A 26,163-nucleotide genomic window follows, 5' to 3' on the forward strand; every position below is an offset into this window, starting at 1 on the left:
CCGTGTGCGTCGTGCGAACCATCCGATGTGCCGCCCGATCTGCCGTCCGGTCGATGCCCGTCATACCCGTCCCCGCCCGGCAGACCGCCGCCAGGCCCACAGCATCCGCCCGCCCAGGGTGACGGCCAGTGCCAGGCCGCCGACCCGGCGGGAGAGCACACAGGCCCGCTCGATGTCGTCGACCGCCACCGGCCTCAACTCCGCGCCGAGCACCGGCCGGTGCTCGACCCGCGCGCCGTAGTTCAGGGTGCCGCCCAGCCGTACGCCGAGAGCTCCCGCGAAGGCGGACTCGGCCTGCCCGGCGTTGGGGCTCGGGTGCGCGGAGCCGTCCCGCCGCCAGATCCGCCAGGCCGTGGCGGGTTCGGGCGCGGCGGCCACCGCCAGCAGGGCGGTCAGCCGGGCGCCGGGCCAGCCGGCAACGTCGTCCAGCCGGGCCGAGGCCCAGCCGAAGCGCAGATGGCGCGGTGAACGGTGACCGACCATCGCGTCCAGGGTGTTGACGGCCCGGAAGGCGAGCAGCCCGGGTGTGCCCGCCAGGGCGCCCCAGGCCAGCGCGTTGACCACGGCGTCGGCGGTGTTCTCGGCAACCGACTCGACCACGGCGCGGGCGATCTGCCGCTCGTCCAGCGTGCTCGGATCACGGCCGCACAGGTGCGGCAGCCGCTCCCGGGCGGCGGTCAGGTCGTGGGCCTGGAGCGAGCGGCCGATGGTCCTGGCCTCACGGGTGAGCGAGGTCCCGCCGAGCACCGTCCAGGTCGCGGCGGCGGCCAGCGCCGCCTGCCCGGCCCCGCTCCGCCCCAGCGCCCGCTCGGCCAGGACCGCCCCGGCCGCGACCGCGCCGACGCAGGCGGCGGTGTACGCGGCGCCCACCGAACGGCGGTCGCGCCACAGCCGCCGCTCCAACCGGCCGGCGGCGGTACCGAAGACGGCCACCGGATGGCCACGCCTGGGGTCGGCGAAGGCGGCGTCGGCGAGGTAGCCGGCGACGCCGCCCAGCGCGAAGGCGACAGTGCGGTTCAACCGAGGCACGGCACGGGCGCAGGGATGGCCAGGGCTCGGAACGGCGGCCGGATCGGGGCCGGGGCAGCCTGCATGGCGTGCGTGTCCTCACTCAGGGTCCGCGCCCTGGATCGACGTACGGGAAGGCGAGAGTCTCCTGGCTTCCGGGGCGGACACACCCTCGGGCCTTCCAACGGCCGTACGAACGGGCCGCCGTGACCATGTTTCGAGCGTGCTCCCCGGTGACAGTGGCGGGACCGCGCCGGACTCGCACCGGCTTCCTCTCCATGCCTCCGTTTGGCTGAAGGATCCCATCACGGTGCTCGACCGGGAGTCAACAAAGCGCGCGGAGGGCTTGGTCACAGCCGCCACCCCGCTCACCTGCGGATGCCCGCCGCGCGGGAGCGCGCCGGGGGTCCCGGCCGACCGGACCTCGGCGACCGCCGCGCACTACCCGCGTAGCTGTGCGGAGTGTCGAGGTCCCGTCACTACATCCGACTGCCGGGCCGATCGAAACGGCCCGGACTGTAGGACTCTCCAGTGCCAACTCCGGGCGGTCGCCGGTACTTCGTGCAATCGGCGGGATGTGGACGAAATGTGACCACACCTACGGTCGGGTGTCATGCGACGCCGACAGCCGCCCTCCCCACCGCCCGTGCCGTTCTCCCCGACGGCCGTACGGGCCCACCGCACCGGGCTCGGCCTGACCCCCGCACAGGTGGCCGAGGGCATGGCCGCGCACGGTATCCGGCTGCTTCCCGCCCATGTGATCGGCTGGGAGGCCGGCGAGATCCGGCCCTCCGAAGAGGAGTTCATCGCCCTGTCGCGCGCCCTGTGGTGCCCGCCCGCCCAGCTGATGGGCGCCTCCCCCGCCACCCTGCGCGACTTCAGGGTGGCCAGGGAGCTCGGCCAGGAGCAGACGGCCCGCCGGATCGGGATGGCCCTGCCGGCGTACGAGCGGGCCGAGGCGACGGGCAGGTGGACCGGCGACGAGGAGCAGGCGCGCGAACTCGCCCGGGTGCTCGGCCTCGGGCTGCGCACCCTGCTCGTGGTGACCGACCGTCAGGAGGAGCTCGACCGGCGTCTGCGCCAGTGCGTGGACGGCCGCTGGCAGGGCCAGCTGAAGCCGGTCGCCCGACTGGTGCCGGTGCCCGGTGAGATCCTGGCCGAAGTGCTCGCGCAGCTGCAGAACGACCACCGGGTGCCGATGCACTGGGGCGCCTCGGAGCCGGGGCCGGCGGAACGGCAGCCGGAGCAGCCACTCGCCGACCGCTTCTGGGAGCTGCTCTCCCGGCACCCGACCGACATCCCCGTCTGAGACCCCCCAATTGCCGGAGGGTCTCGCACCGCCCCGGCCACAGGGCCTGTGCCCGGGGCGGTGCGCGGCCCGGACGGACCCGCCCCGGTGGCAGGTGCGCGGCGCGGGGAGTGGACTGGGAGGCACTGTCCTGTCCGACACGCCACCGTCGCGTCCAGCACACCGGGGAGCGCCATGCGTTGGGGAACCGTCGCCGTCACGGCAGCCACCGCCGTCGGAGCCATCGGAGCGGGGGTGGCCGCCGTACTGCTCGGGCGCAAGGCGTCCGAACGGATGGTCCGGCCGGGGCCCGCGCAGCCGGGCGCGGGCGCCCGGCTGCGGGTACACGGCCTGGCCGCCGGGCAGGTCACCCTCACACGTGCCCCGCAGACCATACGGCCAGGCCGGTACGCGCTCGAATGGCCCAGCGGCGGACATGCGGTGGTCGGCAAGGTCCTCGGCACCGACATCCAGACCGTCACCCGGGTTCTGGAACGCACGGACAGTGGCACCCTCGGCGTCGGCACCGAGGTCGAGCTGACCCCCCGGGTCCACATCGGCGACCCGGCCTCCGCGCTCGGCCTCGCCTTCACCGAAACCGCCGCCGAGGGCGAACTCGGACTGCTGCCCGCCTGGTACGTCCCCGGCATGCGTGGCACCTGGGTGATCCTGGTGCACGGACCGGGCGCCGACCGCACCCAGGCGCTGCCCGTGCTCCCATTGCTGCACGGGCTGAAGCTGCCGACGCTCACCGTCACCTACCGGGGCGACGCCGGAGCCCCGGCCTCGCCGGACGGGCTCGGCCACTTCGGTGAGACCGAGTGGCGGGACGTCGAGTCGGCGATCCGGCTCGCCCTGGAGGGCGGCGCGGGCCGGGTCATCCTGTACGGCTGGTCGCTGGGCGCCACGATGTGCCTGCACACGGCCGCCCGCTCCGCCTGGCGGGAGTCGGTCAGCGGACTGGTGCTGGACTCCCCGGTGATCGACTGGTCCGCCAGCGTCCGGCGGGAGAGCGTCCGCGCGGGTATCCCGAGCGTGCTGGCCGAGCTGGCCGCACTCGCGGCCGAGGGCCGCACCAAGGTGGATCTGGCCGGTTTCGCCCGCCTTGCGGACGGCACCGACCTGCACGTCCCCACCCTGCTGCTGGGCAGCCGGGCGGACGGCATCGCCCCGATCGCGGCCGCCCGCCGTCTCGCCGACCGGCGCGTCGACCTGGTCAGCCTGCACGAGATTCCGGGCGCCGAACACGCCCAGCTGTGGAACGCGGACCCGGACGGCTACGCCGAGACCCTGCGCCGCTGGCTCGTCCCGCTGCTCTGAGAGCGTGGTCACTCTGTGTAGGCAATCTGTCACGATATTCGATCATCGGACGGCTTCCGGTTGCCCCGCACCGGGTGGCCCCAATGGCCGTTCTGTGGCGTCCATGACATGCGAATCAAGCCAACCATTCAAACGTTCAGGCCCGGTTTGAGGGCTGTTGCCCCATCTCTTCCGTCCCACGGGCCCGGGCGGCGAAAGACGCGCCGAACCCGATGTGACAGAAGGCCGGTGCACGGGGAAGACTGCACGGCGTGACGTCTCGGAACCCGCGCGACCGTGATGCCCCGCTCCAGCCGACGATCGGTACCGGTGCGACGGTGACCCGTCTGCCCGGTGCGGCCCGCCGCGCCGACGGCGCGCACCCCGGCCACCCAGCAGCAGCCCGCCGCCGTACCCCGGCCCCCAAGCCGGGCCGCGGAAGGGTGCCCGTACCCGATGGCTTCCCCGCACCGGCGGAGCTCGCTCCGCTGGCCCGGCGGATGCTCGTGGACGCGGTACGGATCGCGCGCTGGGCGGGTGAACTTGACAAGGTCGACCGCCGGGGCGAGCTGCTCCCCGACGACGCCCGGGCCGCCGGCCGAGCGCTGGCGATGACGGTGGGCGCCGCCGCCAAGGCATGGGGCCAGGCCCTGCTGGTCGGCCTGGTCGAACCGCGCGAGGGAGGCGCGGGCCCCGGCTGGCGGCTGCACGCCTGGGAGCACGACGACGAGGCCGTGATCCGCGGCTGGGCCGCCCTGTTCGATTCCTGGACCCTGGTCGCGCCCGTCCCGCCCGCCGCGATGCGCGGAGTCTTCGCCGTGCTGGCCGGTCAGGCCGTCGACCAGGCACCGCAGCTGCTGTCCTTCCTGCACCTGGTGGACGGCCCGGTCGCCGACAGCGAGCTGCTGGAACTGCTCCGGCGCGGCCTGGACGAGCGCCGCCACGGCGTCGGTACGGGCGCTCTCTCGCTCTCCCCGGTCCCGCACGCCGCCTCGGCCGTCTCCGCCGTCCGCGGCACCTGCCGCGAGCCGCAGGTCGACACCCCGCACGCCCCCTCCGACGTCGCCGCGGTCCTGGACTGGATGCTGGACGGACTCGCCGCCGTCGGCGCACTCGACCGCAAGGACGAGGCCGCCGAGCTCTCCCCGCTCGGGCACTGGGCGGTACGCGCCAAGTTGGAGGAGATCTGCACGGTCGCCCAGACCGCCGCAGGCCACATCGAGCAGAGCGCCCTGGAACTCCTGGACGCCTGCGCCAACTACTCCCCGGGGCCCGCCCGCGCCGAGTACCGGGCCTGGGTCGCCGCCCGCCCGGTGGACCGTGCGGTCGCCGAACTGCTGGACGCGGCCAGGGGCGAGGACGCCCTGCTCCGCGGCCTCGCCTTCGAGGCGCTGAGGGTCGCCGGGGGTACCGCCGAGCAGGCCGTCAGGGCGGCCGTGGACGAGCCGGTGCTGCGCCCGTACGCACTCCTCTGGCTCGCCGAACAGTCGGACGAGGGGGTCTCCCCGGCCGATGTCCTCGGCGCGGACGATGCCGCCTGGCTCTGGGTGGACACCGCCGCGGCGGTCCTGGACCACGGCGAGACCGAACTGCTGGTCGGGCATGTCGAGGGCGCCTCGGCGGGTGAACCGGTCCGGCTGTTCACCCGGGCCCGCCAGTCCGGGCACCCCAGGGCGGCCTCCGTCCTCACCGCCGTCGCCGGGGTCCACCCCGACCCGGCGGTGGCCCGCGCGGCCCGCCGCTCCGCCTTCAGCGTCCACCGCGGCGGCGCCTAGCCCCTGGCAACGGGGGGCCCATAAGCGCAACCGGGAACCGATGAGGGGCGCGGGGCTCTGCTGAAAGGTTTCGAGGGGAATGGCGAAAGGGCCCGGTCCTGGTGTCAGGATCCGGGCCCCTTCGGGGGTTGGTGCTCAGCAGCCGCGGGACTCCGCGCGGCGGGCGCGGACGTCGCCGACCTTCTGGCCCACCTTGCGGCGGATGACCAGCAGCGGCGCCATCGCGGCCAGCGTGATCTGCGCGATCGCCCCGATGTGCATCAGCGTGTCGCCGCCCGGCAGACCGGCGGCCCAGGCCGCCAGGCAGCCGATGGAGACCACGATCCAGCAGAGCGTCGCGGTGGCCAGCAGGCCCTGCGGCTTCGGGTACTCGATTCGGCTGACCATCAGGTAGGCCACGCCGAAGATCATCAGCAGGCCGACCAGCATCGGCGGGTCCAGCAGCACGATCGCGATCACCGTCATCGCGCCCATCGGGCACGGCATGCCCTGGAAGATACCGGGTCGCATCTTCACGGCTGAGAACCTGGCCAGCCGCAGTACCACCGAGAGCAGCACCGTCAGCGCGATGAACGCCGAGAGCTGCTGGTTGCTGTCCGGCGAGACGATGCCCCAGACCGCGACGAAGTAGGCCGGCGCGATGCCGAAGCTGATCAGGTCGGCCAGGTTGTCGAGTTCCGCACCCAGCGCCGAGGAGCGCAGCTTGCGGGCCACCAGGCCGTCGAACAGGTCGCACATCGAGCCGATCAGCAGCAGCGTCACGGCGGTCGCCGCGCTGTGCTTGTCGGGCGAGCTGGACTCGCCCATGATGTGCGGCATCAGGACTCCGGTGGTGATCGAATAGATCGCCATGAAGCCGCAGACGGCGTTCCCCAGGGTCAGGAAGTCGGCCGTGGACAGGTGCTGCGGCGAGCGGGGAGCCCGCAGCTCGCGGTCGCGTGCCCAGCGGCGGCGGCGCAGCTCCGTCTCCTCTTCCTCGCCCAAGCCGACAAGAGTCTCAGGATCAGTCACGGTCAAGGCGCGTCACCCCGGCTGTGGTCTTCTGGCCGACCTCGACGCCGACCTCGACGCCGGCCGGCAGGTAGGTGTCTACGCGGGAGCCGAAGCGGATCAGCCCGATCCGCTCGCCCTGCTCGACCTTGGTCCCGGCGTCCATGTACGGCACGATACGGCGGGCCACGGCCCCCGCGATCTGTACCATCTCGATGTCGCCGATTTCGGTGTCGAAATGCCAGACGACTCGCTCGTTGCGGTCGCTGTCCTTGTTGAACGCCGGGACGTAGCCTCCGGCGATGTGCTCGACCGATGTCACCGTGCCGGGCAGTGGGGCGCGGTTGACATGGACGTTGAGCGGGCTCATGAAGATCGCGACGCGGGTACGTCCGTCCGGCCAGGCGTCGATGCTCTGCACCACACCGTCGGCGGGGGAGATCACTCTGCCGGCGCCGATCTCGCGCTCCGGGTCGCGGAAGAACCACAGCATGCCCGCGCTCAGTGCGCAGGCCGGCACCGCTGCCATGGCCCACTTGCCGTTCCGCCTGGTGAGGGCGGTGGTGAGGGCGGCAGTGGCCAGGGTCGGGACGAACCAGGGGGTGGCGCCGCGCGCGATGGTCACGCGGGGACGCCGACCGTCCGCCGGGGCGTCGAGGGCGCCGGCCGGAGCAGAGGTGTGAGGGGACGGGCTGATGGGCATCGAAGACCTTAGTCGCGGGGGATCATGGCCGCTGGACGGGGGCCACCGCGGGGATCGAGTGAGATGGGGACGGCTACTGTCCCGGTGGATGCTATCGGGACCAGGCGGTAGGTGGGCAAGCCGCCTGCATGTTCAGGAGTCCGGTGCGGCGCCGATCTGTGCCTGCTATGTGTACGACCGTAGCTCGGGTCGGCGTGGTTCCCAAGGCGTCGGACGAGGCGCGTGACCCATGTCTCAATCGGGACAAGGGTGGCGGGGTGGGTTCCGGCTGACTGCCAGTCAGCCGCGGGATCCGAGCCTCGAAAGTGCCCGCGGAAGGCCCTCGAAGGGGCCTCAGGGCCGCCTGGGCGGGTCGGCGGCGCTTGGATGTGCCGTAGGGCGTGCACCGGGTCGGTGCACGCCCTACGACCTTCCCCGGTCGCCGTACCGCCCCCGGTGGCTGACCAGGCCAGGGGAGTGCGCGGCGCGGCGTGGCCGAGAGGCGGGCCCGCACGCCTGCCCCCGGCCTTCACATGGCTCTTACGTTTGCTGCACGGTGAGCGCCGGTACGGATGGCCGGAACCCGGCCACCGGGAGTCACCGGCGCTCACCGGCTGCGCTCACTCCGAGATGCGGTACTCCTCCAGGAGGCGGCGGCCGACGATCATCTTCTGGATCTCCGCCGTACCCTCGCCGATCAGCAGCATCGGGGCCTCGCGGTAGAGGCGCTCGATCTCGTACTCCTTGGAGAAGCCGTAGCCGCCGTGGATGCGGAAGGCGTCCTCCACGACCTCCTTGCAGTACTCGGAGGCGAGGTATTTGGCCATTCCGGCCTCAAGGTCGTTCCGCTCGCCGCTGTCCTTCTTACGGGCGGCCATCACCATCATCTGGTGGGCGGCCTCGACCTTGGTGGCCATCTCGGCGAGCTTGAACTGGATGGCCTGGTGCTCGGCGATCTTCTTGCCGAAGGTGGAGCGCTGCTGGGCGTAGGAGATACCGAGCTCGAAGGCGCGGCGCGCGACGCCGCAGCCGCGGGCCGCGACGTTCACCCGGCCGACCTCGACGCCGTCCATCATCTGGTAGAAGCCCTTGCCCGGGACGCCGCCGAGGATCCGGTCGGCCGGGATGCGGACGTCCTGGAGCACCAGCTCGGTGGTGTCGACGCCCTTGTAGCCCATCTTCTCGATCTTCCCCGGCACGGTGAGGCCCGGGACCGTCGGGTTCGGGCCGAAACCGGCCGTCTTCTCGATCAGGAAGGTGGTCATGTTCCGGTACGGGGTCGAGGCGCCCTCGTCCGTCTTGCAGAGGACGGCGACCAGGGTCGAGGTGCCGCCGTTGGTCAGCCACATCTTCTGGCCGTTGAGGACGTAGAAGTCGCCGTCCTTGACGCCCTTGGTGGAGATCGCCGAGACATCGGAGCCCAGACCCGGCTCGGACATCGAGAAGGCGCCCCGGATCTCGCCGGCGGCCATCCGGGGCAGGAAGTACTCCTTCTGCTCCTGGGTGCCGTGCGCATTGATCATGTGGGCGACGATGAAGTGCGTGTTGACGATGCCGGAGACCGACATCCAGCCACGGGCGATCTCCTCGACCACCAGGGCGTAGGTCAGCAGCGACTCGCCGAGGCCGCCGTACTCCTCGGGGATGGTCAGGCCGAACAGGCCGAGCTGCTTCATCCCCTCCACGATCGCGGCCGGGTACTCGTCCTTGTGCTCCAGCTCGGTCGCGACCGGGATGATCTCCTTGTCGACAAAGTCCCGCACGGTGGCGAGGATGTCCCGCTGGATCTCGGTAAGGCCGTCGGTCTGTGCGAGGCGTCCCATCGTGCGGCTCCTGTCATGCATGAAGAGGGTGGGGGAGCGGGGGCTCCACGAAGCGTGACTTCCGTGGAGCCCCCGTGAACCGGGGTGGGCTCGGCCGATGACGGCGGCCTGCCCGTTCCGGGGTCTCAGGGAATTCCGGGGTCAGGAAGGGTCAGGAAAGGGGAGTGGGCCGGCCGGGCTGCTCGCCGCCGCGCTCCTTGATGTACGTCTCGGTCGGCACCATCACCTTGCGGCGGAAGATGCAGACGACCGTGCCGTCCTGCTTGTAGCCCTTGGTCTCGACGTAGACGATGCCGCGGTCGTCCTTGGACTTGGACGGCCACTTGTCGAGCACCGTCGTCTCGCCGTAGATCGTGTCGCCGTGGAAGGTCGGGGCGATGTGGCGCAGCGACTCGATCTCGAGGTTGGCGATGGCCTTGCCGGAGACGTCCGGGACGGACATGCCGAGCAGCAGGGAGTAGATGTAGTTGCCCACCACGACGTTCTTGCCGAAGTCCGTCGTCTTCTCCGCATAGTTGGTGTCCATGTGGAGGGGGTGGTGGTTCATGGTGAGCAGACAGAAGAGGTGGTCGTCGTACTCGGTGACCGTCTTGCCGGGCCAGTGCTTGTAGACCGCGCCGACCTCGAACTCTTCGTAGGTGCGTCCGAACTGCATGGTGAAGGGCTCCTTAGGCCTGCGGGGGCTCGAACTTGCTGGTGCGCTCAAAGCCGGCGGCGCGGCCCTTGCCCGCGATGACCAGGGCCATCTTGCGGCTGGCCTCGTCGATCATCTCGTCGCCGAGCATCGCGGAGCCCTTGGCGCCACCGGCCTCCGAGGTGCACCAGTCGTAGGCGTCCAGGATCAGCTCGGCGTGGTCGTAGTCCTCCTGGGTGGGGGAGAAGACCTCGTTGGCGATGGCGACCTGGTCCGGGTGCAGGACCCACTTGCCGTCGAAGCCCAGTGCGGCGGCGCGGCCGGCCACCTCGCGGTAGCCCTCGGGGTTGCGGATCTGCAGGTACGGACCGTCGATGGCCTGCAGGTCGTGGGTGCGGGCGGCCATCAGGATGCGCATCAGGATGTAGTGGTAGGCGTCCGCCGGGTAGCCGGGGGGCTGCTGGCCGACCACCAGGGTCTTCATGTTGATCGAGGCCATGAAGTCGGCCGGGCCGAAGATGATCGTCTCCAGGCGCGGGGAGGCGGCGGCGATCTCGTCGACGTTGACCAGGCCCTTGGCGTTCTCGATCTGCGCCTCGATGCCGATCCGGCCGACCTCGAAGCCCATGGTCTTCTCGATCTGGGTGAGCAGCAGGTCGAGCGCCTTGACCTGGGTGGCGTCCTGGACCTTGGGCAGCATGATGCAGTCGAGGTTCGGCCCGGCGCCCTCGACGACCGTGATCACGTCCCGGTACGTCCAGTGGGTGGTCCAGTCGTTGACCCGGACGACGCGGGTCTTGCTGCCCCAGTCACCGTTGTTGAGGGCGTCCACGATGTTGTGGCGGGCGCTCTCCTTGACCAGCGGGGCGCAGGCGTCCTCCAGGTCGAGGAAGACCTGGTCGGCCGGGAGGCCCTGGGCCTTCTCCAGGAAACGGGGGTTGCTGCCCGGGACGGCCAGACAGGAACGGCGGGGCCGGAGGCGGTTGACGGCGGTCATGAGGGGATTTCGTTCCTTCCGGATCAGCTGGTCGCGGCCTGCTGCTCGATGCGGTGCAGCGTCGCGGCCCAAGGCTGGAGCCTGTTGGCGAGCCGGATCTCGTCCACGATCCGGCCGATGATGGTGGTGATGCCGAAGTCCTTCGGGGTGAAGACTGCTGCGACTCCGGCGGCCTTCAGGACCTCGGCGTCCGCAGCCGGGATGATGCCACCCACGACGACTGGCACATCCTCCACCCCCGCCCGGCGAAGTCGGTGCAGAACGTCGGGAACCAGCTCCGGGTGGGCGCCGGAGAGGATCGACAGGCCGACGCAGTGCACATCCTCGGCGACGGCGGCGGAGACGATCTGTTCCGGCGTCAGCCGGATGCCCTGGTAGACCACCTCGAAACCGGCGTCGCGGGCGCGGACGGCGATCTGCTCGGCACCGTTGGAGTGGCCGTCCAGGCCGGGCTTGCCGACCAGCAGGCGCAGGTTTCCCACGCCGAGCTCGGCGGCGGTGGCGGCCACCGCCTCGCGGACGGTGGCGAGTTCGCCGCCCGGCTCGGCGGTCACCGCGACCGGTGCGCCGCCGACGCCGGTGGGGGCCCGGTACTCGCCGAAGACCTCGCGCAGGGCGAAGGACCACTCCCCGGTGGTGACCCCGGCACGGGCACAGGCGAGCGTGGCGGGCATCAGGTTGTCGCTGGTCGCGGCGGTGGCCTTGAGCTCCGCCAGCGCGGCCTGCGCGGCGGCCTCGTCGCGCAGACCGCGCCACTGCCGGAGAGCGGTGAGGACGGACTGCTCGGACGCCGGGTCGACCACCATGATGGCGGTGTCGAGGTCGGCGGTGAGCGGGCTCTCCTCGGTGGTGTCGAAGCAGTTGACCCCGACGATGCTGTCCTCGCCGGACTCGATCCTGGCCCGGCGGGCGGCGTGCGAGGCGACCAGGTTGGACTTGAGGTAGCCGGACTCGACGGCGGGAATCACGCCGCCCATCTCCAGCACCTTGGCGATCTCGGCCTCGGCCCCGGCGAGCAGCTCGGCGGTCTTGGTCTCGATCACCTCGGAGCCGTTGAAGATGTCGCCGTACTCCAGCAGGTCGGACTCGTAGGCGAGGACCTGCTGGATGCGCAGCGACCACTGCTGGTCCCACGGGCGGGGCAGGCCCAGCGCCTCGTTCCACGCGGGCAGTTGGACGGCCCGGGCGCGGGCGTCCTTGGAGAGGGTGACGGCGAGCATCTCCAGCACGATGCGCTGGACGTTGTTCTCCGGCTGGGCCTCCGTCAGGCCGAGCGAGTTGACCTGGACGCCGTAGCGGAAGCGGCGCTGCTTGGCGTCCTCGATGCCGTAGCGCTCGCGGGTGACCTTCTCCCAGAGCCGGGCGAAGGCGCGCATCTTGCACATCTCCTCGATGAAGCGGACGCCCGCGTTCACGAAGAAGGAGATCCGGCCGACCACCTCGCCCATCCGCTCGGCCGGCACCTGGCCGGAGTCGCGGACGGCGTCGAGGACGGAGATCGCGGTGCACATCGCGTACGCGATCTCCTGGACGGGGGTGGCCCCGGCCTCCTGCAGGTGGTAGCTGCAGATGTTGATCGGGTTCCACTTGGGGATGTGGGCGACCGTGTACGCGATCATGTCGGTGATCAGGCGCACGGAAGGACCGGGCGGGAAGACGTGCGTCCCGCGCGAGAGGTACTCCTTGACGATGTCGTTCTGGGTGGTGCCGGTGAGCCTGGCGATGTCGGCGCCCTGCTCCTCGGCGACCACCTGGTAGAGCGCCAGCAGCCACATCGCGGTGGCGTTGATCGTCATCGAGGTGTTGGTCTGTTCCAGCGGGATGCCGTCGAACAGGGTGCGCATGTCACCGACATGGCCCACCGGCACGCCGACCCGGCCGACCTCGCCGCGTGCGAGCACGTGGTCGGAGTCGTAGCCCGTCTGGGTCGGCAGGTCGAAGGCCACCGAGAGGCCGGTCTGCCCCTTGGCGAGGTTGCGGCGGTAGAGCGCGTTGGAGTCGCTCGCGGTGGAGTGGCCCGCGTAGGTGCGCATCAGCCAGGGACGGTCACGTTTCTGATCGTCCATCAGATGTCCCGGAAGCGATTGATCGCGGGCAGGTGCTGCTCGCGCAGCTCGTGGTCGCGGACGCCCAGGCCCTCCTGCGGGGAGAGGCAGAGCACGCCGACCTTGCCCTGGTGCTTGTTGTGGTGGACGTCGAGGGCGGCCTGGCCGGTCTGCTCCAGGGTGTAGACCTTGGAGACCGTCGGGTGGATCTTGCCCTTGGCGACCAGGCGGTTGGCCTCCCAGGCCTCGCGGTAGTTGGCGAAGTGCGAGCCGACGATCCGCTTCAGCGACATCCACAGGTAGCGGTTGTCGTACTGGTGCATGTAGCCGGAGGTGGAGGCGCAGGTGACGATGGTGCCGCCCTTGCGGGTGACGTAGACCGAGGCGCCGAAGGTCTCCCGGCCGGGGTGCTCGAAGACGATGTCCACGTCCTCACCACCCGTCAGCTCACGGATCCTGCCGCCGAAGCGCTTCCACTCGCGCTGGTCCTGGGTGTGCTCGTCCTTCCAGAAGCGGTACCCCTCGGCACTGCGGTCGATGATCGCCTCGGCGCCCATCGCCCGGCAGATCTCGGCCTTCTGCGGGCTGGAGACCACGCAGATCGGGGTGGCGCCGCCGGCCAGCGCGTACTGGGTGGCGTACGAGCCGAGGCCGCCGCTCGCGCCCCAGATCAGCACGTTGTCGCCCTGCTTCATGCCCGCGCCGTTGCGCGAGACCAGCTGGCGGTAGGCGGTGGAGTTGACCAGGCCGGGGGAGGCGGCCTCCTCCCAGGTCAGGTGGGCGGGCTTGGGCATCAGCTGGTTGGTCTTCACCAGGGCCAGCTGGGCCAGGCCGCCGAAGTTGGTCTCGAAGCCCCAGATGCGCTGCTCCGGGTCCATCATCGTGTCGTTGTGACCGTCCGAGCTCTCCAGCTCGACGGAGAGGCAGTGCGCGACCACCTCGTCGCCGGGCTTCCAGGCGTTGACCCCGGCGCCGGTGCGCAGCACCACGCCCGCGAGGTCGGAGCCGACGACGTGGTACGGCAGGTCGTGGCGCTTGGTGAGCGGCGACAGGCGGCCGTAGCGCTCCAGGAAGGAGAAGGTGGAGACCGGCTCGAAGATCGAGCTCCACACGGTGTTGTAGTTCACGGCGCTTGCCATGACGGCGACCAGGGCCTCGCCCGGGCCGAGCTCGGGCAGGGCCACCTCGTCGAGGTGGAGGGACTTGCGTGGGTCCTTGTCGCGGCTGTCGAGGCCGGCGAACATCTGCTCCTCGTCCTTGCGGAGCGTCACGGCTCGGTAGGACTCCGGCAGCTTGAGGGCGGCGAAGTCCGCCGAGGTGCTGTCGGAGTTGAGGATTGCGTCGAGGATTTCCTTCATGGCTGCCTCCGAAGGCGTACCTGTGTGAGGGGCTGCACAGGGCGTCTGGGGGAGCCGGGAGCGGACACCGGCTTCGCTGTCGGTCTGAGGGTGGGTGGAAACGAGAAGTACGGGCTGCGACGGGTGGTGGTGTCGCATCCGGACACGGCGCGCCGAGGTGGGGAGCCGCGGCGCCGCGACTGGTGGGTAACAAGTTAGTGGCACCCTGTGCCACTCGTAAAGACACTGGGTGTCATCAATTCAGGTGAATGCGACGCCCGTTCGACCACCCGTGGATAGGCATGGGAAAGGCCCGCCCCGCAACTGCGGAGCGGGCCTGGAAAACCCTTCTGACCTGTGGAATCAGCCCGTGGCCGCACCGCTCAGCGCGGCTCGGATGCGGTCCACCACCAGGTCCAGCGGGGCGTCGGTGCGGGCCACTGTGATGAGAACCTCACCGCCGGGGCTGGCACTCAGTGCGCTCACCGCCGCCGCCTCCAGCGACGAGACCGTGTCATCAGTGGCACCGGGTGCCACAGTCGTCCCACGCCTGCGCATCCCGTGCGGGGCGGTCGCCCAGAACGTTCCCCGGATGACCTCGAAGGAGTGGTCCAGCTGCGCCTCCACGTCCCCGTGGCCGCCGGCCCGCAGCCAGCGCCGCAGGACGTGGTTGTGCGCCGCGACCACCGCTGCGGCCGACACCTCCGCCAGCATCGAGTCGTCGTCCCCGCCGCGCTGCCAGCCCGGCGGAATCTCCTCGGCCGCGTCGAAGCGGCCCAGCAGGTACCGGGTGAACAGCCGCTCGTAGCGGGAGACCACCGCGATCTCCCGCTCGCGCAGCGCCGGGACCTGGCGGATCAGCTGGTACCGGGCCACCGAGACCCCGGGCGTGGAGGCGTACATCCGCAGCACCTCCTTGATGCCCCGGCAGACCACGTCCAGCGGGTGCTCGTCCGGCTCGGCGCTCGCCAGCAGGTCGGCCACCCGGACCAGGGTGTCGTCGTGGTCCGGGAAGATCGCCTCCTCCTTGGACCGGAAGTACCGGAAGAAGGTCCGCCTGGCCACACCGGCCTCGGCGGCGATCTGATCGACCGTCGTCTCCTCGTAGCCCTGCGAGGCGAACAGCTCCATGGCGGCCGTGGCCAGATCCTGGCGCATCTGCTGCCGCTGCGCGGCCGCCCGGCGGTGACCGGCGGGCGATGGCCCCGCCGCCGACTGTGCCGCCAGCGCCCGTTCTGCCAATGCCCCTTCGAGGGCCGACTGCTCCACCGGTGACTGATCCCGATCCATGTCAGGCACGCTACACGCCTCGGCAGCCGTGCCAGCGGCCTTCGGGCGGCGCACGGCCGGCACCGGCCCGGTCGCGGTCGGCCTGGGCCACCGGGCGGAGACCGCCCCTGGCTCCCAGGCCGGCCGTACGGGTACGTCCCGCCGCCCGTCCCCGAGGGGTGCGGACGCGGGCGGGCCGTTCATGCGTCCACCTCGCTGCGCTCGGAGTTCGCCTCGCCCGGTGCGCACCTGTCACCGCTGCGCTCGCTCATGCGTCCACCTCGCTGCGCTCGGAGTTCGCTGCGCTCGGAGTTCGCTTCGCTCAACGCGCACCTGCTCGCTGCGCTCGCTCATGCGTCCACCTCGCTGCGCTCGGAGTTCGCTTCGCTCAACGCGCACCTGCTTGCTGATTCGCTCGCTGCGCTCGCTCATCGGCGCGCGTGGTCGCGGAAGCCGCGGCCGGTCTTGCGGCCCAGGCAGCCCGCCGCCACCAGGTGCTCCAGCAGCGGTGCCGCCGCCAGACCCGGCTCGCGGAACTCCTGGTGCAGCACCTGCTCGATGGTCAGCGACACGTCGAGCCCCACCACGTCCAGCAGTTCGAACGGGCCCATCGGGTAGCCGCAGCCCAACTTCATCGCCGTGTCGATGTCGTCCACCGTCGCGTAGTGCTCCTGGAGCATCCGCACCGCGTCGTTCAGATACGGGAAGAGCAGCGCGTTGACGATGAACCCCGCCCGGTCGCCGCACTCCACCGCGTGCTTGCGCACCCGGCCGCACAGCTCCAGCACGGTCGAGGTGACGTCCGCCGAGGTCAGCACGGTGGAGACCACCTCGACCAGCTTCATCGCCGGGGCCGGGTTGAAGAAGTGCATGCCGATCACGTCCTGCGGCCGCGAGGTGGCGGTCGCGCAGCTGATCACCGGCAGGCTGGAGGTGGTGGTGGCCAGCACCGCACCCGGCTTGCAGATCTTGTCCAGCGTCGCGAACAGCTCCCGCTTGACCGCAAGATCCTCGGCCACCGCCTCCACCACCAGGTCGACCTCGGCCAGTTCGGCGTACGAACCGCTCGGGGTGACCAGGGCGAGGGCGGCCTCGCGCTGCTCCCCGCTCAGCCGGCCCTTGGCCACCGAGCGCTCCAGCGACTTGGCGAGCTGCGCCTTGGCCCGGTTCGCCTTGTCCAGGCTGCGCGCGGTGAGCAGCACCCGGTGCCCGGCCTTGGCGAAGACCTCGGCGATGCCGGTCGCCATGGTGCCCGAGCCGCAGACGCCGACACTGTCCACCTGGCGGCTCGCGGCCCGAGGCGTGGCGGTGGCGGTGGCCGGTTCGGCGATCACCTTGGACGAGCCCGGGGCCTCGTAGGTGTAGAAGCCGCGGCCCGACTTGCGGCCGAGCAGTCCGGCCGCGACCAGCTGGCCGAGGATCGGTGCCGGTGCGTGCAGCCGGTCCCTGGACTGCTCGTACATCGCCTCCAGGACGGTACGGGCGGTGTCCACGCCGATCAGGTCCAGCAGGGCCAGCGGGCCCATCGGCAGGCCGCAGCCGAGCCGCATGGCGGCGTCGATGTCCTCGCGGGTGGCGTACTTGGACTCGTACATCGCGGCGGCCTGGTTGAGGTACGCGAAGAGCAGGCCGTTGACCACGAACCCGGCCCGGTCGCCCGCCGCCACCGGCTCCTTGCCGAGGTCGCGGGCGAAGTCGGCCGCCTCGGCGGCAACCTGAGGGGACGTCAGGACGGTGCGGACCACCTCGACCAGCTTCATGGTGTGCACCGGGTTGAAGAAGTGCAGGCCGAGCACCCGCTCGGGGCGGGCGGTGGCGGCCGCGATCCGGGTGACCGACAGGGCCGTGGTGCCGGTGGCCAGGACGGTCTCCGGCGGGCAGATCCGGTCCAGTTCGGCGAAGATCTCGCGCTTGAGCTCCAGCTGCTCGGGCACCTCCTCGATCACCAGGTCGGCGGTGGCGGCCGCGTCGAGCTGGTCGCCGACCGAGATCAGCGCGAGCAGCGCCGTACGCTCCTCGGCGGTGAGCCGCTCGCGCTGGACGGCGTGCGCGGTGGCCTCCTCGATCCGGGTCAGTGCCCGCGCGGCTGCGTCCGGGCCGGCCTCGATGCCGATGACCCGGCGGCCGCTGCGCGCGACGGCCACGGCGATACCGGCACCCATGGTGCCGAGGCCGACCACGGCGACGATGGGGAAGGGACGCTTCATGTCCTGACTCCTTGTCATGGGCCCCGCGCCGTGCTCGGGAATTGCCGGGGCAGCGCTGTGCCGCAGGCGCACCGGAGGAGGGCGCGACGGCGCGGGGGAGTGGTGATGACGGTTGCGGCACCGCGCGGCGGGCCGGTCCGCTCCGGCCGTGCCGCGGATGTGCCGTGGTGCTCAGGCGCTCTGGGTGAGAGGAAGCGACGCTGACGCGCTGAGAAGAGCCGGCCGTCGCCCGAGTCGGGCAGAGGCCGGGAAGCGGGCACCTCGGCCGGGTCCGTGGATCGCGCGATGGCGCGCCGGACGCAGACCCCGCCGGTGCGGCTCCCGAAGCCCAGCGGTGGTGCGTGCGGTCACTGTAGCGAAGTTACCGCCGCGTAGGAAGAGTTCGGACATGGCGAAGCCCCCGCCGTTCCTCCCTGGGTGGGAGGGCGACGAGGGCTTCGGGAGCGCGGGGCGTCAGTGCACCAGCACCGGAACGGCGTCCTCCGTGGAGGCACCCTCGACCTGGGCGTCCGGCCGGCCGATGTTGATGAAGACGAAGGAGATCGCCGCCGCCAGCAGCAGGATGCCGAAGGACCACCAGATCGCGGTGGAGAAGCTGTGCACCATGGTCTGGACCTTGAACAGCTCCGGCGAAGTCGCCTTTGCCATGTGCGCCTTGACGTACGCGGTGGCGGAGCTGGCCGCGATGGTGTTCAGCAGTGCGGTGCCGATCGCGCCGCCGACCTGCTGCGAGGTGTTGACCATGGCGGAGGCGACACCCGCGTCACGCGGCTGGACGCCGTGGGTGGCCAGGCTCATCGCGGGCATGAACGCGGTGCCCATGCCCAGGCCCATCAGGACCAGGCCGGGCAGGATGTGCACCGGGTAGGAGCTGTCCACCTTGATCTGGGTGAGGATCAGCAGGCCGAGCGAGGCGACGGCGAAGCCCGGGGTCATCAGGTAGCGCGCGGGCACCCGGGTCATCAGCCGGGCGCCGATCTGGGTCGAGCCGGTGATCATGCCCGCCACCATCGGCAGGAAGGCCAGGCCGGTGACCACCGGGCTGTAGCGCAGCACGACCTGCAGGTAGTAGGTGAGGAAGAGGAAGAGCCCGAACATGCCGATCACGGCCAGGCCCAGCGAGAGGTACACCCCGCCGCGGTTGCGGTCGGTGACCACGCGCAGCGGCAGCAGCGGGGCCTTGACCGAGCGCTCGACCAGGACGAAGGCGATCAGCAGCACCGCCGCGGCCGCGAACAGGCCGAGGGTGATGCCGGAGGTCCAGCCGTCCGACTCGGCCCGGGTGAAGCCGTAGACCAGGGCGACCAGACCGCTGGTGACCAGCAGCACACCGGGGATGTCGAGCTTGTTGCTGTTGCGGCCCTGGGCGGGCTCGCGGATCACCAGCACCGCACCGGTGATGGCCACCGCGGCGAACGGGATGTTGACGAAGAAGGTCCAGCGCCAGTTCATGTACTCGGTGAGCAGGCCGCCGAGGATCAGACCGATGGCACCGCCGCCACCGGCGATCGCACCGAAGATGCCGAAGGCCTTGGCGCGCTCCTTGGCCTCGGTGAACATCACCGCGAGCAGCGAGAGCGCCGCCGGGGCGAGCAGTGCGCCGAACACGCCCTGCAGGGCACGGGCGCCGAGCAGCACGCCGGTGTTGGCGGCGGCGCCGCCGACGGCGGAGGCGAGGGCGAAACCGCTCAGGCCGACTATGAAGGTCCGCCGGCGGCCCCACAGGTCGGCGATCCGGCCGCCGAAGAGCAGCAGGCCGCCGAAGGCGAGCGCGTAGGCAGTGATGACCCACTGGCGGTTGGCGTCCGAGATGCCGAGGTCGGCCTGGGCGGACGGGAGGGCGATGTTCACGATGGTCGCGTCGAGCACGACCATCAGCTGGGCGAGAGCGATGAAGGCCAGGGCCTTCCAGCGCCGGGGGTCCGGCTGCAGGACGGATTCAGACATGGGAGTACCCACTTACGTACAAGAGCGTGCAGGAGATCGAGGAATGGGGCTGCAGATCAGATGCAGGTCAGTTGTGCCGCTTGAGGTCCTCCAAGGTCACGGCGCGGCCGTTCAGCGTGGAGCGGGCCGGGGCCTGAAGTCCGTCCAGGAAGAGCTGGAGGTGACGGTCGACGAAGCCGTCCGGGTTCAGGCAGCTGCTGCCGGGAATCGGGCGGGTCAGCTGGGTGATGACGACCATGAAGTCGCCGACACCGATGTCGTCCCGGAGCAGGCCGTCGCGCTGGGCGCGGGCGATCAGCTCGGTGACCGCTCGCTCCAGCCGCAGGCGGCTGGCTGCCAGCTCGGGGTCGTCGTGGTCGATGTGCTCGGAGAAGAGCGGGCACAGGGCGCCGATCCGCTCGCGGGCCGCCGCGTGCGTGAAGCGGCTCACCGCCCGGAAGGCGTCCGACTCCTCGGCCATGGCCTCCTCGGCGTGGCCGAGGACGTTGGTGAGCACCGACAGCGTCACATGGTGGATCAGCTCACGGCGGTCCGGGAAGTTGCGGTACAGCGTCGCGTTCCCGACTCCGGCCCGACGGGCGATCTCGTCCAGCGGCACATCGGCCCCGAACTCGACGAAGGCCTCCCGGGCGGCGGCGATGATCCGGGCCCGATTGCGGGAGGCATCGGCCCTGAGCCGGGGTGCGGCCGGTGGGGCTGCGGTGACGGTCATGGTCGAGGGCTCCCTTCGGGTGTGAGTCCGGCTGCTGGGGTGCTTCCGGGGAATGTCTCCCCGGATCGTGCGGACAGAGGAGTAAACGGGGAGTTCATCCCCGGAAATTTCACGATCGGGTGTGAGCTGCGCCACCTCTGGCGGGTGGCCCGCTCCGGCCATCTCGGCGAGAGCGACGCCGCGGCCTGCTTCCTCCCCGTTTGCCGCAGACGACGCCCAGCGTGACTACTCTCCGCCATCGCAGCGCGCCTTCTCAACTGATTTACGTACGGGGGTCGATGGGCGGTCGCTCCCCGGACGGGTGACAGATCCGCCCGGCGCACCATTGGGCACGCCCGGTATTGGGCAGCATGGAGGTATGAGCACTACGCAGCCCCGCGCGGAACGCGCCGCCCAGGCCCGGCTGGCCGCTGCCCGACTGATCGACGAGGCCATCGACGGTGTGGTGCTCGGCTGGGTGGACAACGCCGGGATCGGCCGGGTGAAGGCCATTCCCGTCCGGCAGTTGGCGCATGCCGCCGAGTGGGGTGTGGGCGCCGCGCCGTGCTTCGACGTGTTCCTGGTGGACGACTCGATCACCAGCAGCCCGTTCACCCAGGGGCCGGACGGCGATCTGCGGCTCGTCCCCGATCTGGCCAGGCTCTCCCGGCTGGCCGCCCAGCCCGGCTGGGCCTGGGCGCCCGCGGATCGCTACACCCAGGACGGTACCCCGCACCCCGGCTGCCAACGGCGCTTCGCCCGGCGGATGGTGGACGCGCTGGAGCGGCGCGGCCTGGCACTGCGCGCCGGGTTCGAGGTCGAGTGGGTGGTCACCGACGCCGAGGGTGCTCCCGCCACCGACGGCCCCGCGTACGGGATGAACCGGATGATCGACCTCTCCGACTACGTCCGGGACGTGATGCGGGCGCTCACCGCACAGGAGTTGACGGTCCTGCAGATCCACCCCGAGTACGCCCCGGGCCAGTTCGAGGTCTCGGTCGCGGCGGAGGGCCCGATCGAGGCGGCCGACACCGCGCTGCTGGTGCGGCACACCGTGCGCGCCGTCTCGACCCGCTACGGGCTGCGCACCTCCTTCGCGCCCGCCGTGGCGGCGGACGGCGTCGGCAACGGCGGCCATCTGCACCTCAGCCTCTGGCGCGGCGAGCAGAACCTCGGCGACGGCGGCTCCGGGCCGTACGGGCTGCACAACGAGGCGGAGACCTTCCTCGCCGGCGTCCTGGCCGAACTCCCCGCACTGCTGGCCCTCGGTGCTCCCAGCGTCGCCAGCTATCTGAGGCTCCAGCCTTCCCGCTGGTCCGGACCGTTCCGCTGCTGGGGGCTGGAGAACCGGGAGGCCGCGCTGCGGCTGATCACCGGCTCCACGGGATCGCAGGCCAACGCGGAGATCAAGTGCTTCGACGCCGCCGCCAACCCCTATCTGGTGATCGGCGCCGTCATCGCCGCGGGGCTCGCCGGGCTGGACGCGGGCCGCTCGCTGCCGCCCGAGGTGCACGGCGACCCGGCCGGGCAGAGCGGCGTCGAACGGCTCCCCGCCGACCTCTCCCAGGCCGTGGACGCCTATGAGAAGTCGGTCCTGCTGCGCGAGGCGCTCGGTGCCCAACTGCACGCGGCCGTGCTCGCGGTGCGCCGCGGGGAGGTCGAACTCCTCGGCGGCCTCGCCCCCGAAGAGCTGATCGCCGCCACCCGCTGGCGGTACTGACCGTGCACCTGGTCGACCAGCACTGCCACAGCGTGCTCGTGGCGGACTTGGACGAGGACCGTCTCGCCGCTCTGCTCACCGAGTCCGACCGTCCACCCGCCGCCGGGACCACGCCCTTCGACAGCGCGCTCGGGCTCGCCGTCCGGCGCTGGTGCCCGCCCGTGCTCGGCCTGTCCGCGCACGCCCCGGCCGCCGAGTACATAGCCCGCCGGCGCGAGCTGGGCGCCACCGAGGCCACCGCCCGGCTGCTGGAGGCGGCCGGGCTCAGCGTCTGCCTGGTGGACACCGGGCTCACAGCCGCCGCCGGACACTCCCTGCTTCCGCTGACCGAACTGGCCGCCGTCGCCGGCGCGGAGGTCCGCGAGGTGATCCGTCTCGAGAGCATCGCCGAGCGGGTCACGGCCACGGCCGAGGGCTGGTCGCGAGCCCTGCGTGCGGCGCTGGAGACCGCCTGCGCGGGGGCCGTGGCGGTCAAGTCCGTGCTGGCGTACCGGCACGGCCTGGCCGTGCCGCCCGAACCGCCCACCGAGGCCGAGGTCGCCAGGGCGGCCGCCGGCTGGCTGCGCGGGCCGCGGACCAGGCTGGCCGACCCCGTCCTGCTCGCCCGGCTGCTGTGGACGGCCGTCGACGTCTGCGCCGGGGCGGGCCTGCCGATCCAGCTGCACACCGGCTTCGGCGACCCCGACCTGCGGCTGCACCGGGCCGACCCGGCCCTGCTGACCGACTTCATCCGCGCCGCCGAGCCCAGCGGCGTACCGCTGGTGCTGCTGCACTGCTACCCGTACCACCGCCAGGCCGCCTGGCTGGCCGCCTCCTTCCCGAACGTGTACGCGGACATCGGCCTCACCGTCTCGTACACGGGCACCCGGGCCGCGCAGGTGCTCGGCGAGGTGCTCGAACTCGCCCCGTTCGGCAAGGTGTTGTTCTCCACCGACGCCTACGGCCTGCCCGAGCTCTATCTGGTCGGTGCCGCCCAGTACCGGCACAGCCTCGGACGGCTGCTCGCCGACTGGAGGGCGGACGGCGCCTGTTCGGCAGCCGACGCCGCCCGGATCGAGCGCATGGTCTCGGCCGACAACTCGCGCCGCCTCTACCGCTTGTGAGTTCCTCGGTCGACCGAGGGTGAGCGGCCGCCGAGCGGGCACGGCAACTGGCGGACGGTCAGTCGATGTGCCGGCTCCAGTCGGGCGCGGCGGTGGGCTTGCCGTGCAGGTCCGGCACGTGCTGGAGCCAGGCCGGGCGGCCTGCCTGCCGGGCGGCGGCCCGCTCGGCCTCGGTGCGGCGCAGCTGCTCGGGGGTGGCGAAGCCGTCCGGCAGCCAGGCGGCCGAGCCCCTGGCCCGCGCGGCCAGGTGGTGGACGTACGCCGCGCGTACCTCGTCCACCGAGGAGAACCCCGGCTCCTCGGCGAGCCACTCCTCGGGCACCAGCGCGACCACTTCGCGCAGCAGGTCCTCGGTCACCAGCGGGGCGAGCCGGGCGTCGGCGGCGGGGACGTCCGGGCCGAAGGCGGCGAGCGCGTGGTTGCTGAGGTCGTACCGCTTGAGCAGTGAGGCGTGTGCACCGGACCAGCGGTGATGGAAGATCAGCCCGGCGCCGTTGTCGATCAGCCAGAGCCGGCCGTGCCAGACCATCAGGTTGGGGTTGTGGACGCTGCGGTCGACATTGCCGGTCAGCGCGTCCAGCCAGACCACCCGCCCGGCCTCGGCGGGGTCGACGTCCACCATCGGCCCGCCGTTGCCGGGGGTGGTGGCCTTGAAGTCGCGGGCGCCCGGCAGGTAGTCCATGCCGAGGTTGCGGCCGCTGCTCGCCCGCAGGATGTCCTGGATCTCGGGGTCGGGTTCCTCGGCGGCCACGGCCGGGTCGAAGTCCACCAGCACCAGTTCGGGAACCCGCAGTCCGAGCCGCCTGGCCAGTTCACCGACGATCACCTCGGCGATCAGCGCCTTGCGGCCCTGCGCGGCCCCGGTGAACTTGACCACGTACGTACCGAGGTCGTCGGTCTCCACGATCCCGGGCACGGAGCCGCCCGCACGCAGGGGGTTCAGATAGCGGAGCGCAGTCACCTCGGTAAGCACACCGGCCACCCTAACCCGGTAGTCCGGTCGGGCCACGGGGTTATCGGCCCCGCCCGTCCGGGGAAAGGTCCGCCGCACCCCGGTTTGGGCGGTGGTGGACGGCGGTGGTTGGCTTGGCCGGAACAGCCCGGTGGTTGCCGGAGTCCGAGCAGCACAGTCATGAGGAGAGTCACGTCATGGGTCAGGTGTACGCCGCCACCGAGCGGGTCTACCAGGCGTCCCCGGAGCGGGTTTACGAGGCGCTGGCGGACTACGCCGTCACCCGGCCGAAGCTGCTGCCCGCACAGTACAGCGAGTACGAGGTCCGGGCGGGCGGCACCGGTGCGGGCACCCAGGTGCACTGGAAGCTCCAGGCCACCGAGAAGCGGGTCCGGGACTGCCTGTTCACCGTCACCGAGCCGGCGCCGCTGAAGCTGGTCGAGACGGACGCCAACTCCTCCATGGTGATCACCTGGACGGTCAAGGAGGCCGGAGCGGGCCAGGCCAGGGTGCTCGTCGAGACGACCTGGCAGGGGGCGGGCGGCATCGGCGGTTTCTTCGAGCGGACCTTCGCTCCCAAGGGCCTCAACCGCATCCATGACGCGGTCCTCGCCCGCCTCGCGGACGAGGTCGCCTGACGCGCGTACCCCGGCGGTAAGGGGCGAAAAGACAGAGCCCCTTGCCCCTGAACAGTTCCCGCACACCCGTACGGCCTCTGGGCCGTACGGGTGGTTGCGTTCCCCGTTCCGAGTGACGGCGCCACGGCGCCGAGCGCGCGCCAACCTAGGCTCGCGGCCGTGCATATGACGATCCTTCACATCTCCCAGCCCACGGACGGCGGTGTCGCCCGAGTGGTGGTGGACCTGGTCCGGGGGCAGCGCGAGGCGGGCTACCGGGTGCTGGTCGCGTGTCCGCAGGGCGGCCGGCTGGCCGCCGAGGCGAACGCCGCCGGGGCACTGGTGCTGGACTGGCCCGCCCGGCGCTCGCCGGGCCCCGCGACCCTGGCCGAGGCATGGCGGCTGCGCCGGATCATCCTGGGGGCCGCGCCCGATGTGCTGCATCTGCACAGCGCCAAGGCCGGGTTGGCAGGACGGCTGGCGGTCCGGGGTTCGCTGCCGACCGTCTTCCAACCGCACGCCTGGTCCTTCGCCGCCGTCGACGGTCCACTGGCGGCGGCGAGCCTGCGCTGGGAGCGGTACGCGACCCGGTGGGCCCGCGCGGTGCTCTGCGTCAGCGAGCAGGAGCGCCTGGACGGCGAGGCGGCCGGTCTGCTCGCGCACTGGCGGGTGATCCCCAACGGGGTGGATGTCCGTCACCATGCCTTCGCCGACTCCTCGGCCCGCCGCGCCGCGCGGATGTCGCTCGGTCTCGACCTGGACGCCCCGCTCGCGGTCTGCCTGGGCCGGCTCTGCCGCCAGAAGGGCCAGGACGTTCTGCTCTCGGCCTGGCCCGGGGTGGCCGAGCGGCTGCCGGGTGCCAGGCTCGCCCTGGTCGGCAGCGGCCCGGACGCCACCGCACTGGCCGGTCTGGTCCGCGAACTGCCCGAGCCCTCCCGGGTGCGGCTGGCAAGCGATGTGACGGACCCCCGGCCATGGCTGGCAGCCGCCGATCTGGTGGTGCTGCCGTCCCGCTGGGAGGGTATGGCGCTGGCGCCGCTGGAGGCGATGGCGACGGGTCGTCCAGTACTGCTCTCGGATGTGCCGGGGGCACGGGAATGCCTGCCGCCCGGGCAGCAGGCCGGTGGATTGGTGCCACCGGAGAATCCGGCGGAACTCGCCCGACTAATGATCGAATCACTCTCCGATCCGATCGAATGTGAACGCCGGGGCGCCGCCGCTCGGGAACATATGATCGGTTGTCATGATGTACGCACGGTGGTAGGGCGGGTGGAGATGCTCTATCGAACAATTCTCCGCTCGGAATTCCCGGGCTCGGCGGGCATTCTGCCCTCACCCCGCCGCCCTGCCCGTGTCCCGTGGCGTTCCTGATCGTTTCTCAGGCCGTGAATGCTCGCCGCGAAGGTGCCGCCGTGTTCGCTCATCGACTACGCGACCGGGGATTCAAATCCGAAAGTCTGATCAATGGGCGGGTGGAATGAAATGGCAAGTCGACTTCCTGAAATCAAGCCAGAGTTCGGTATTGTCTGATTTTGCCTGCCTCATTATCATTCCCGGGCTCCTGCCCTCCAAGGGGCGGTCCGGAAAGTGGCCGAAAGCCGCCCGCGGCAGGTGCTACCCGGACCGAATCCGAATCCGCCGAGTCGGGACTTCCGCGCCGGATCCAGGCCGGTTTTCCGGCCAAGGCGGGTACACAGCAGGGGAGTTCGTGCGCTGATGACCATTGACCACGAGAGCGTGCCGCGCCCTGGCCGCCCCCTGCCGAACTCCCGGCGGATC

20 protein-coding genes and 1 riboswitch are annotated in these 26,163 nt (G+C 71.4%); of the genes, 7 read left to right on the plus strand and 13 right to left on the minus strand.

Annotated elements, in window-relative coordinates; translation table 11 throughout:
* Nucleotides 1-60: 60 nt before the first annotated feature.
* Complete coding sequence (locus P3T39_RS15180) at nt 61-1,020, minus strand: cobalamin biosynthesis protein (RefSeq protein ID WP_280698087.1); 960 nt, start codon at nt 1,018-1,020, stop codon at nt 61-63.
* Between the two features lie 108 nt (nt 1,021-1,128).
* Nucleotides 1,129-1,329: riboswitch (cobalamin riboswitch) on the minus strand.
* Between the two features lie 292 nt (nt 1,330-1,621).
* On the opposite strand from P3T39_RS15180, the gene P3T39_RS15185 reads away from it, so the two are divergent.
* The 3 genes from P3T39_RS15185 to P3T39_RS15195 all read left to right on the plus strand — a co-directional run bounded on the left by P3T39_RS15185 (nt 1,622) and on the right by P3T39_RS15195 (nt 5,370).
* Nucleotides 1,622-2,317 (plus strand): helix-turn-helix transcriptional regulator, encoded by a 696-nt coding sequence (locus P3T39_RS15185; protein ID WP_280698088.1) that lies wholly within the window; start codon nt 1,622-1,624, stop codon nt 2,315-2,317.
* A gap of 174 nt (nt 2,318-2,491) precedes the next feature.
* Nucleotides 2,492-3,616: an alpha/beta hydrolase gene (locus tag P3T39_RS15190; protein WP_280698089.1), complete on the plus strand. Its 1,125-nt coding sequence runs from the start codon at nt 2,492-2,494 to the stop codon at nt 3,614-3,616.
* 251 nt (nt 3,617-3,867) lie between these two features.
* Nucleotides 3,868-5,370: a hypothetical protein gene (locus P3T39_RS15195; protein WP_280698090.1), complete on the plus strand. Its 1,503-nt coding sequence runs from the start codon at nt 3,868-3,870 to the stop codon at nt 5,368-5,370.
* A gap of 135 nt (nt 5,371-5,505) precedes the next feature.
* On the opposite strand, the gene P3T39_RS15200 is transcribed toward P3T39_RS15195, so the two are convergent.
* From P3T39_RS15200 to P3T39_RS15250, 11 genes are all read right to left on the minus strand, one after another.
* Nucleotides 5,506-6,330: a CDP-alcohol phosphatidyltransferase family protein gene (locus tag P3T39_RS15200; protein ID WP_280698111.1), complete on the minus strand. Its 825-nt coding sequence runs from the start codon at nt 6,328-6,330 to the stop codon at nt 5,506-5,508.
* A 43-nt stretch (nt 6,331-6,373) separates the two neighbouring features.
* The gene (locus tag P3T39_RS15205) at nt 6,374-7,063 is read right to left on the minus strand and encodes a phosphatidylserine decarboxylase (protein WP_280698091.1); all 690 of its coding nucleotides are present in this window, start codon (nt 7,061-7,063) and stop codon (nt 6,374-6,376) included.
* Nucleotides 7,064-7,662: 599 nt separating this feature from the next.
* Nucleotides 7,663-8,865, minus strand: coding sequence for an acyl-CoA dehydrogenase family protein (locus tag P3T39_RS15210; protein ID WP_280698092.1), 1,203 nt, complete (start codon nt 8,863-8,865; stop codon nt 7,663-7,665).
* A gap of 151 nt (nt 8,866-9,016) precedes the next feature.
* Nucleotides 9,017-9,520 carry a MaoC family dehydratase gene (locus P3T39_RS15215; protein WP_030059972.1) on the minus strand — a complete coding sequence of 168 codons (504 nt, stop codon included), beginning with the start codon at nt 9,518-9,520 and terminating at the stop codon, nt 9,017-9,019.
* 13 nt (nt 9,521-9,533) lie between these two features.
* Nucleotides 9,534-10,496, minus strand: a complete 963-nt coding sequence (locus P3T39_RS15220; RefSeq protein ID WP_280698093.1) for a CoA ester lyase — start codon at nt 10,494-10,496, stop codon at nt 9,534-9,536.
* Between the two features lie 23 nt (nt 10,497-10,519).
* On the minus strand, nt 10,520-12,562 hold the full coding sequence (locus P3T39_RS15225) for a protein meaA (protein ID WP_280698094.1): 2,043 nt from the start codon (nt 12,560-12,562) through the stop codon (nt 10,520-10,522).
* A complete protein-coding gene (gene ccrA, locus P3T39_RS15230; protein ID WP_280698095.1) occupies nt 12,562-13,899 on the minus strand; it encodes a crotonyl-CoA carboxylase/reductase in 1,338 nt (445 codons plus the stop codon). Before ccrA ends, P3T39_RS15225 begins: the two co-directional genes overlap by 1 nt.
* Before the next feature lie 342 nt (nt 13,900-14,241).
* Entirely contained in the window at nt 14,242-15,168 is a 927-nt protein-coding gene (locus P3T39_RS15235) for a TetR family transcriptional regulator (RefSeq protein ID WP_280698096.1), read from the minus strand.
* 407 nt (nt 15,169-15,575) lie between these two features.
* Complete coding sequence (locus P3T39_RS15240; protein ID WP_280698097.1) at nt 15,576-17,354, minus strand: 3-hydroxybutyryl-CoA dehydrogenase; 1,779 nt, start codon at nt 17,352-17,354, stop codon at nt 15,576-15,578.
* Between the two features lie 453 nt (nt 17,355-17,807).
* Complete coding sequence (locus P3T39_RS15245; RefSeq protein ID WP_280698098.1) at nt 17,808-19,301, minus strand: MFS transporter; 1,494 nt, start codon at nt 19,299-19,301, stop codon at nt 17,808-17,810.
* A gap of 67 nt (nt 19,302-19,368) precedes the next feature.
* The gene (locus tag P3T39_RS15250; RefSeq protein WP_280698099.1) at nt 19,369-20,013 is read right to left on the minus strand and encodes a TetR/AcrR family transcriptional regulator; all 645 of its coding nucleotides are present in this window, start codon (nt 20,011-20,013) and stop codon (nt 19,369-19,371) included.
* 358 nt (nt 20,014-20,371) lie between these two features.
* On the opposite strand from P3T39_RS15250, the gene P3T39_RS15255 reads away from it, so the two are divergent.
* Complete coding sequence (locus tag P3T39_RS15255) at nt 20,372-21,712, plus strand: glutamine synthetase family protein (RefSeq protein ID WP_280698100.1); 1,341 nt, start codon at nt 20,372-20,374, stop codon at nt 21,710-21,712.
* A gap of 2 nt (nt 21,713-21,714) precedes the next feature.
* Nucleotides 21,715-22,815 (plus strand): amidohydrolase family protein, encoded by a 1,101-nt coding sequence (locus tag P3T39_RS15260; protein WP_348534345.1) that lies wholly within the window; start codon nt 21,715-21,717, stop codon nt 22,813-22,815.
* A 58-nt stretch (nt 22,816-22,873) separates the two neighbouring features.
* Here P3T39_RS15260 and P3T39_RS15265 read toward each other — a convergent pair whose 3' ends face one another.
* Nucleotides 22,874-23,788: a HipA family kinase gene (locus P3T39_RS15265; RefSeq protein WP_280698101.1), complete on the minus strand. Its 915-nt coding sequence runs from the start codon at nt 23,786-23,788 to the stop codon at nt 22,874-22,876.
* Nucleotides 23,789-23,964: 176 nt separating this feature from the next.
* Between P3T39_RS15265 and P3T39_RS15270 the strand changes: the two genes are divergently transcribed.
* Both P3T39_RS15270 and P3T39_RS15275 read left to right on the plus strand, forming a co-directional pair.
* Complete coding sequence (locus P3T39_RS15270; protein WP_280698102.1) at nt 23,965-24,405, plus strand: SRPBCC family protein; 441 nt, start codon at nt 23,965-23,967, stop codon at nt 24,403-24,405.
* 165 nt (nt 24,406-24,570) lie between these two features.
* Complete coding sequence (locus P3T39_RS15275; protein ID WP_280698103.1) at nt 24,571-25,755, plus strand: glycosyltransferase; 1,185 nt, start codon at nt 24,571-24,573, stop codon at nt 25,753-25,755.
* Nucleotides 25,756-26,163: the final 408 nt, after the last annotated feature.

The organism is Kitasatospora sp. GP82, assembly GCF_029892105.1.
GTDB lineage: Bacteria > Actinomycetota > Actinomycetes > Streptomycetales > Streptomycetaceae > Kitasatospora.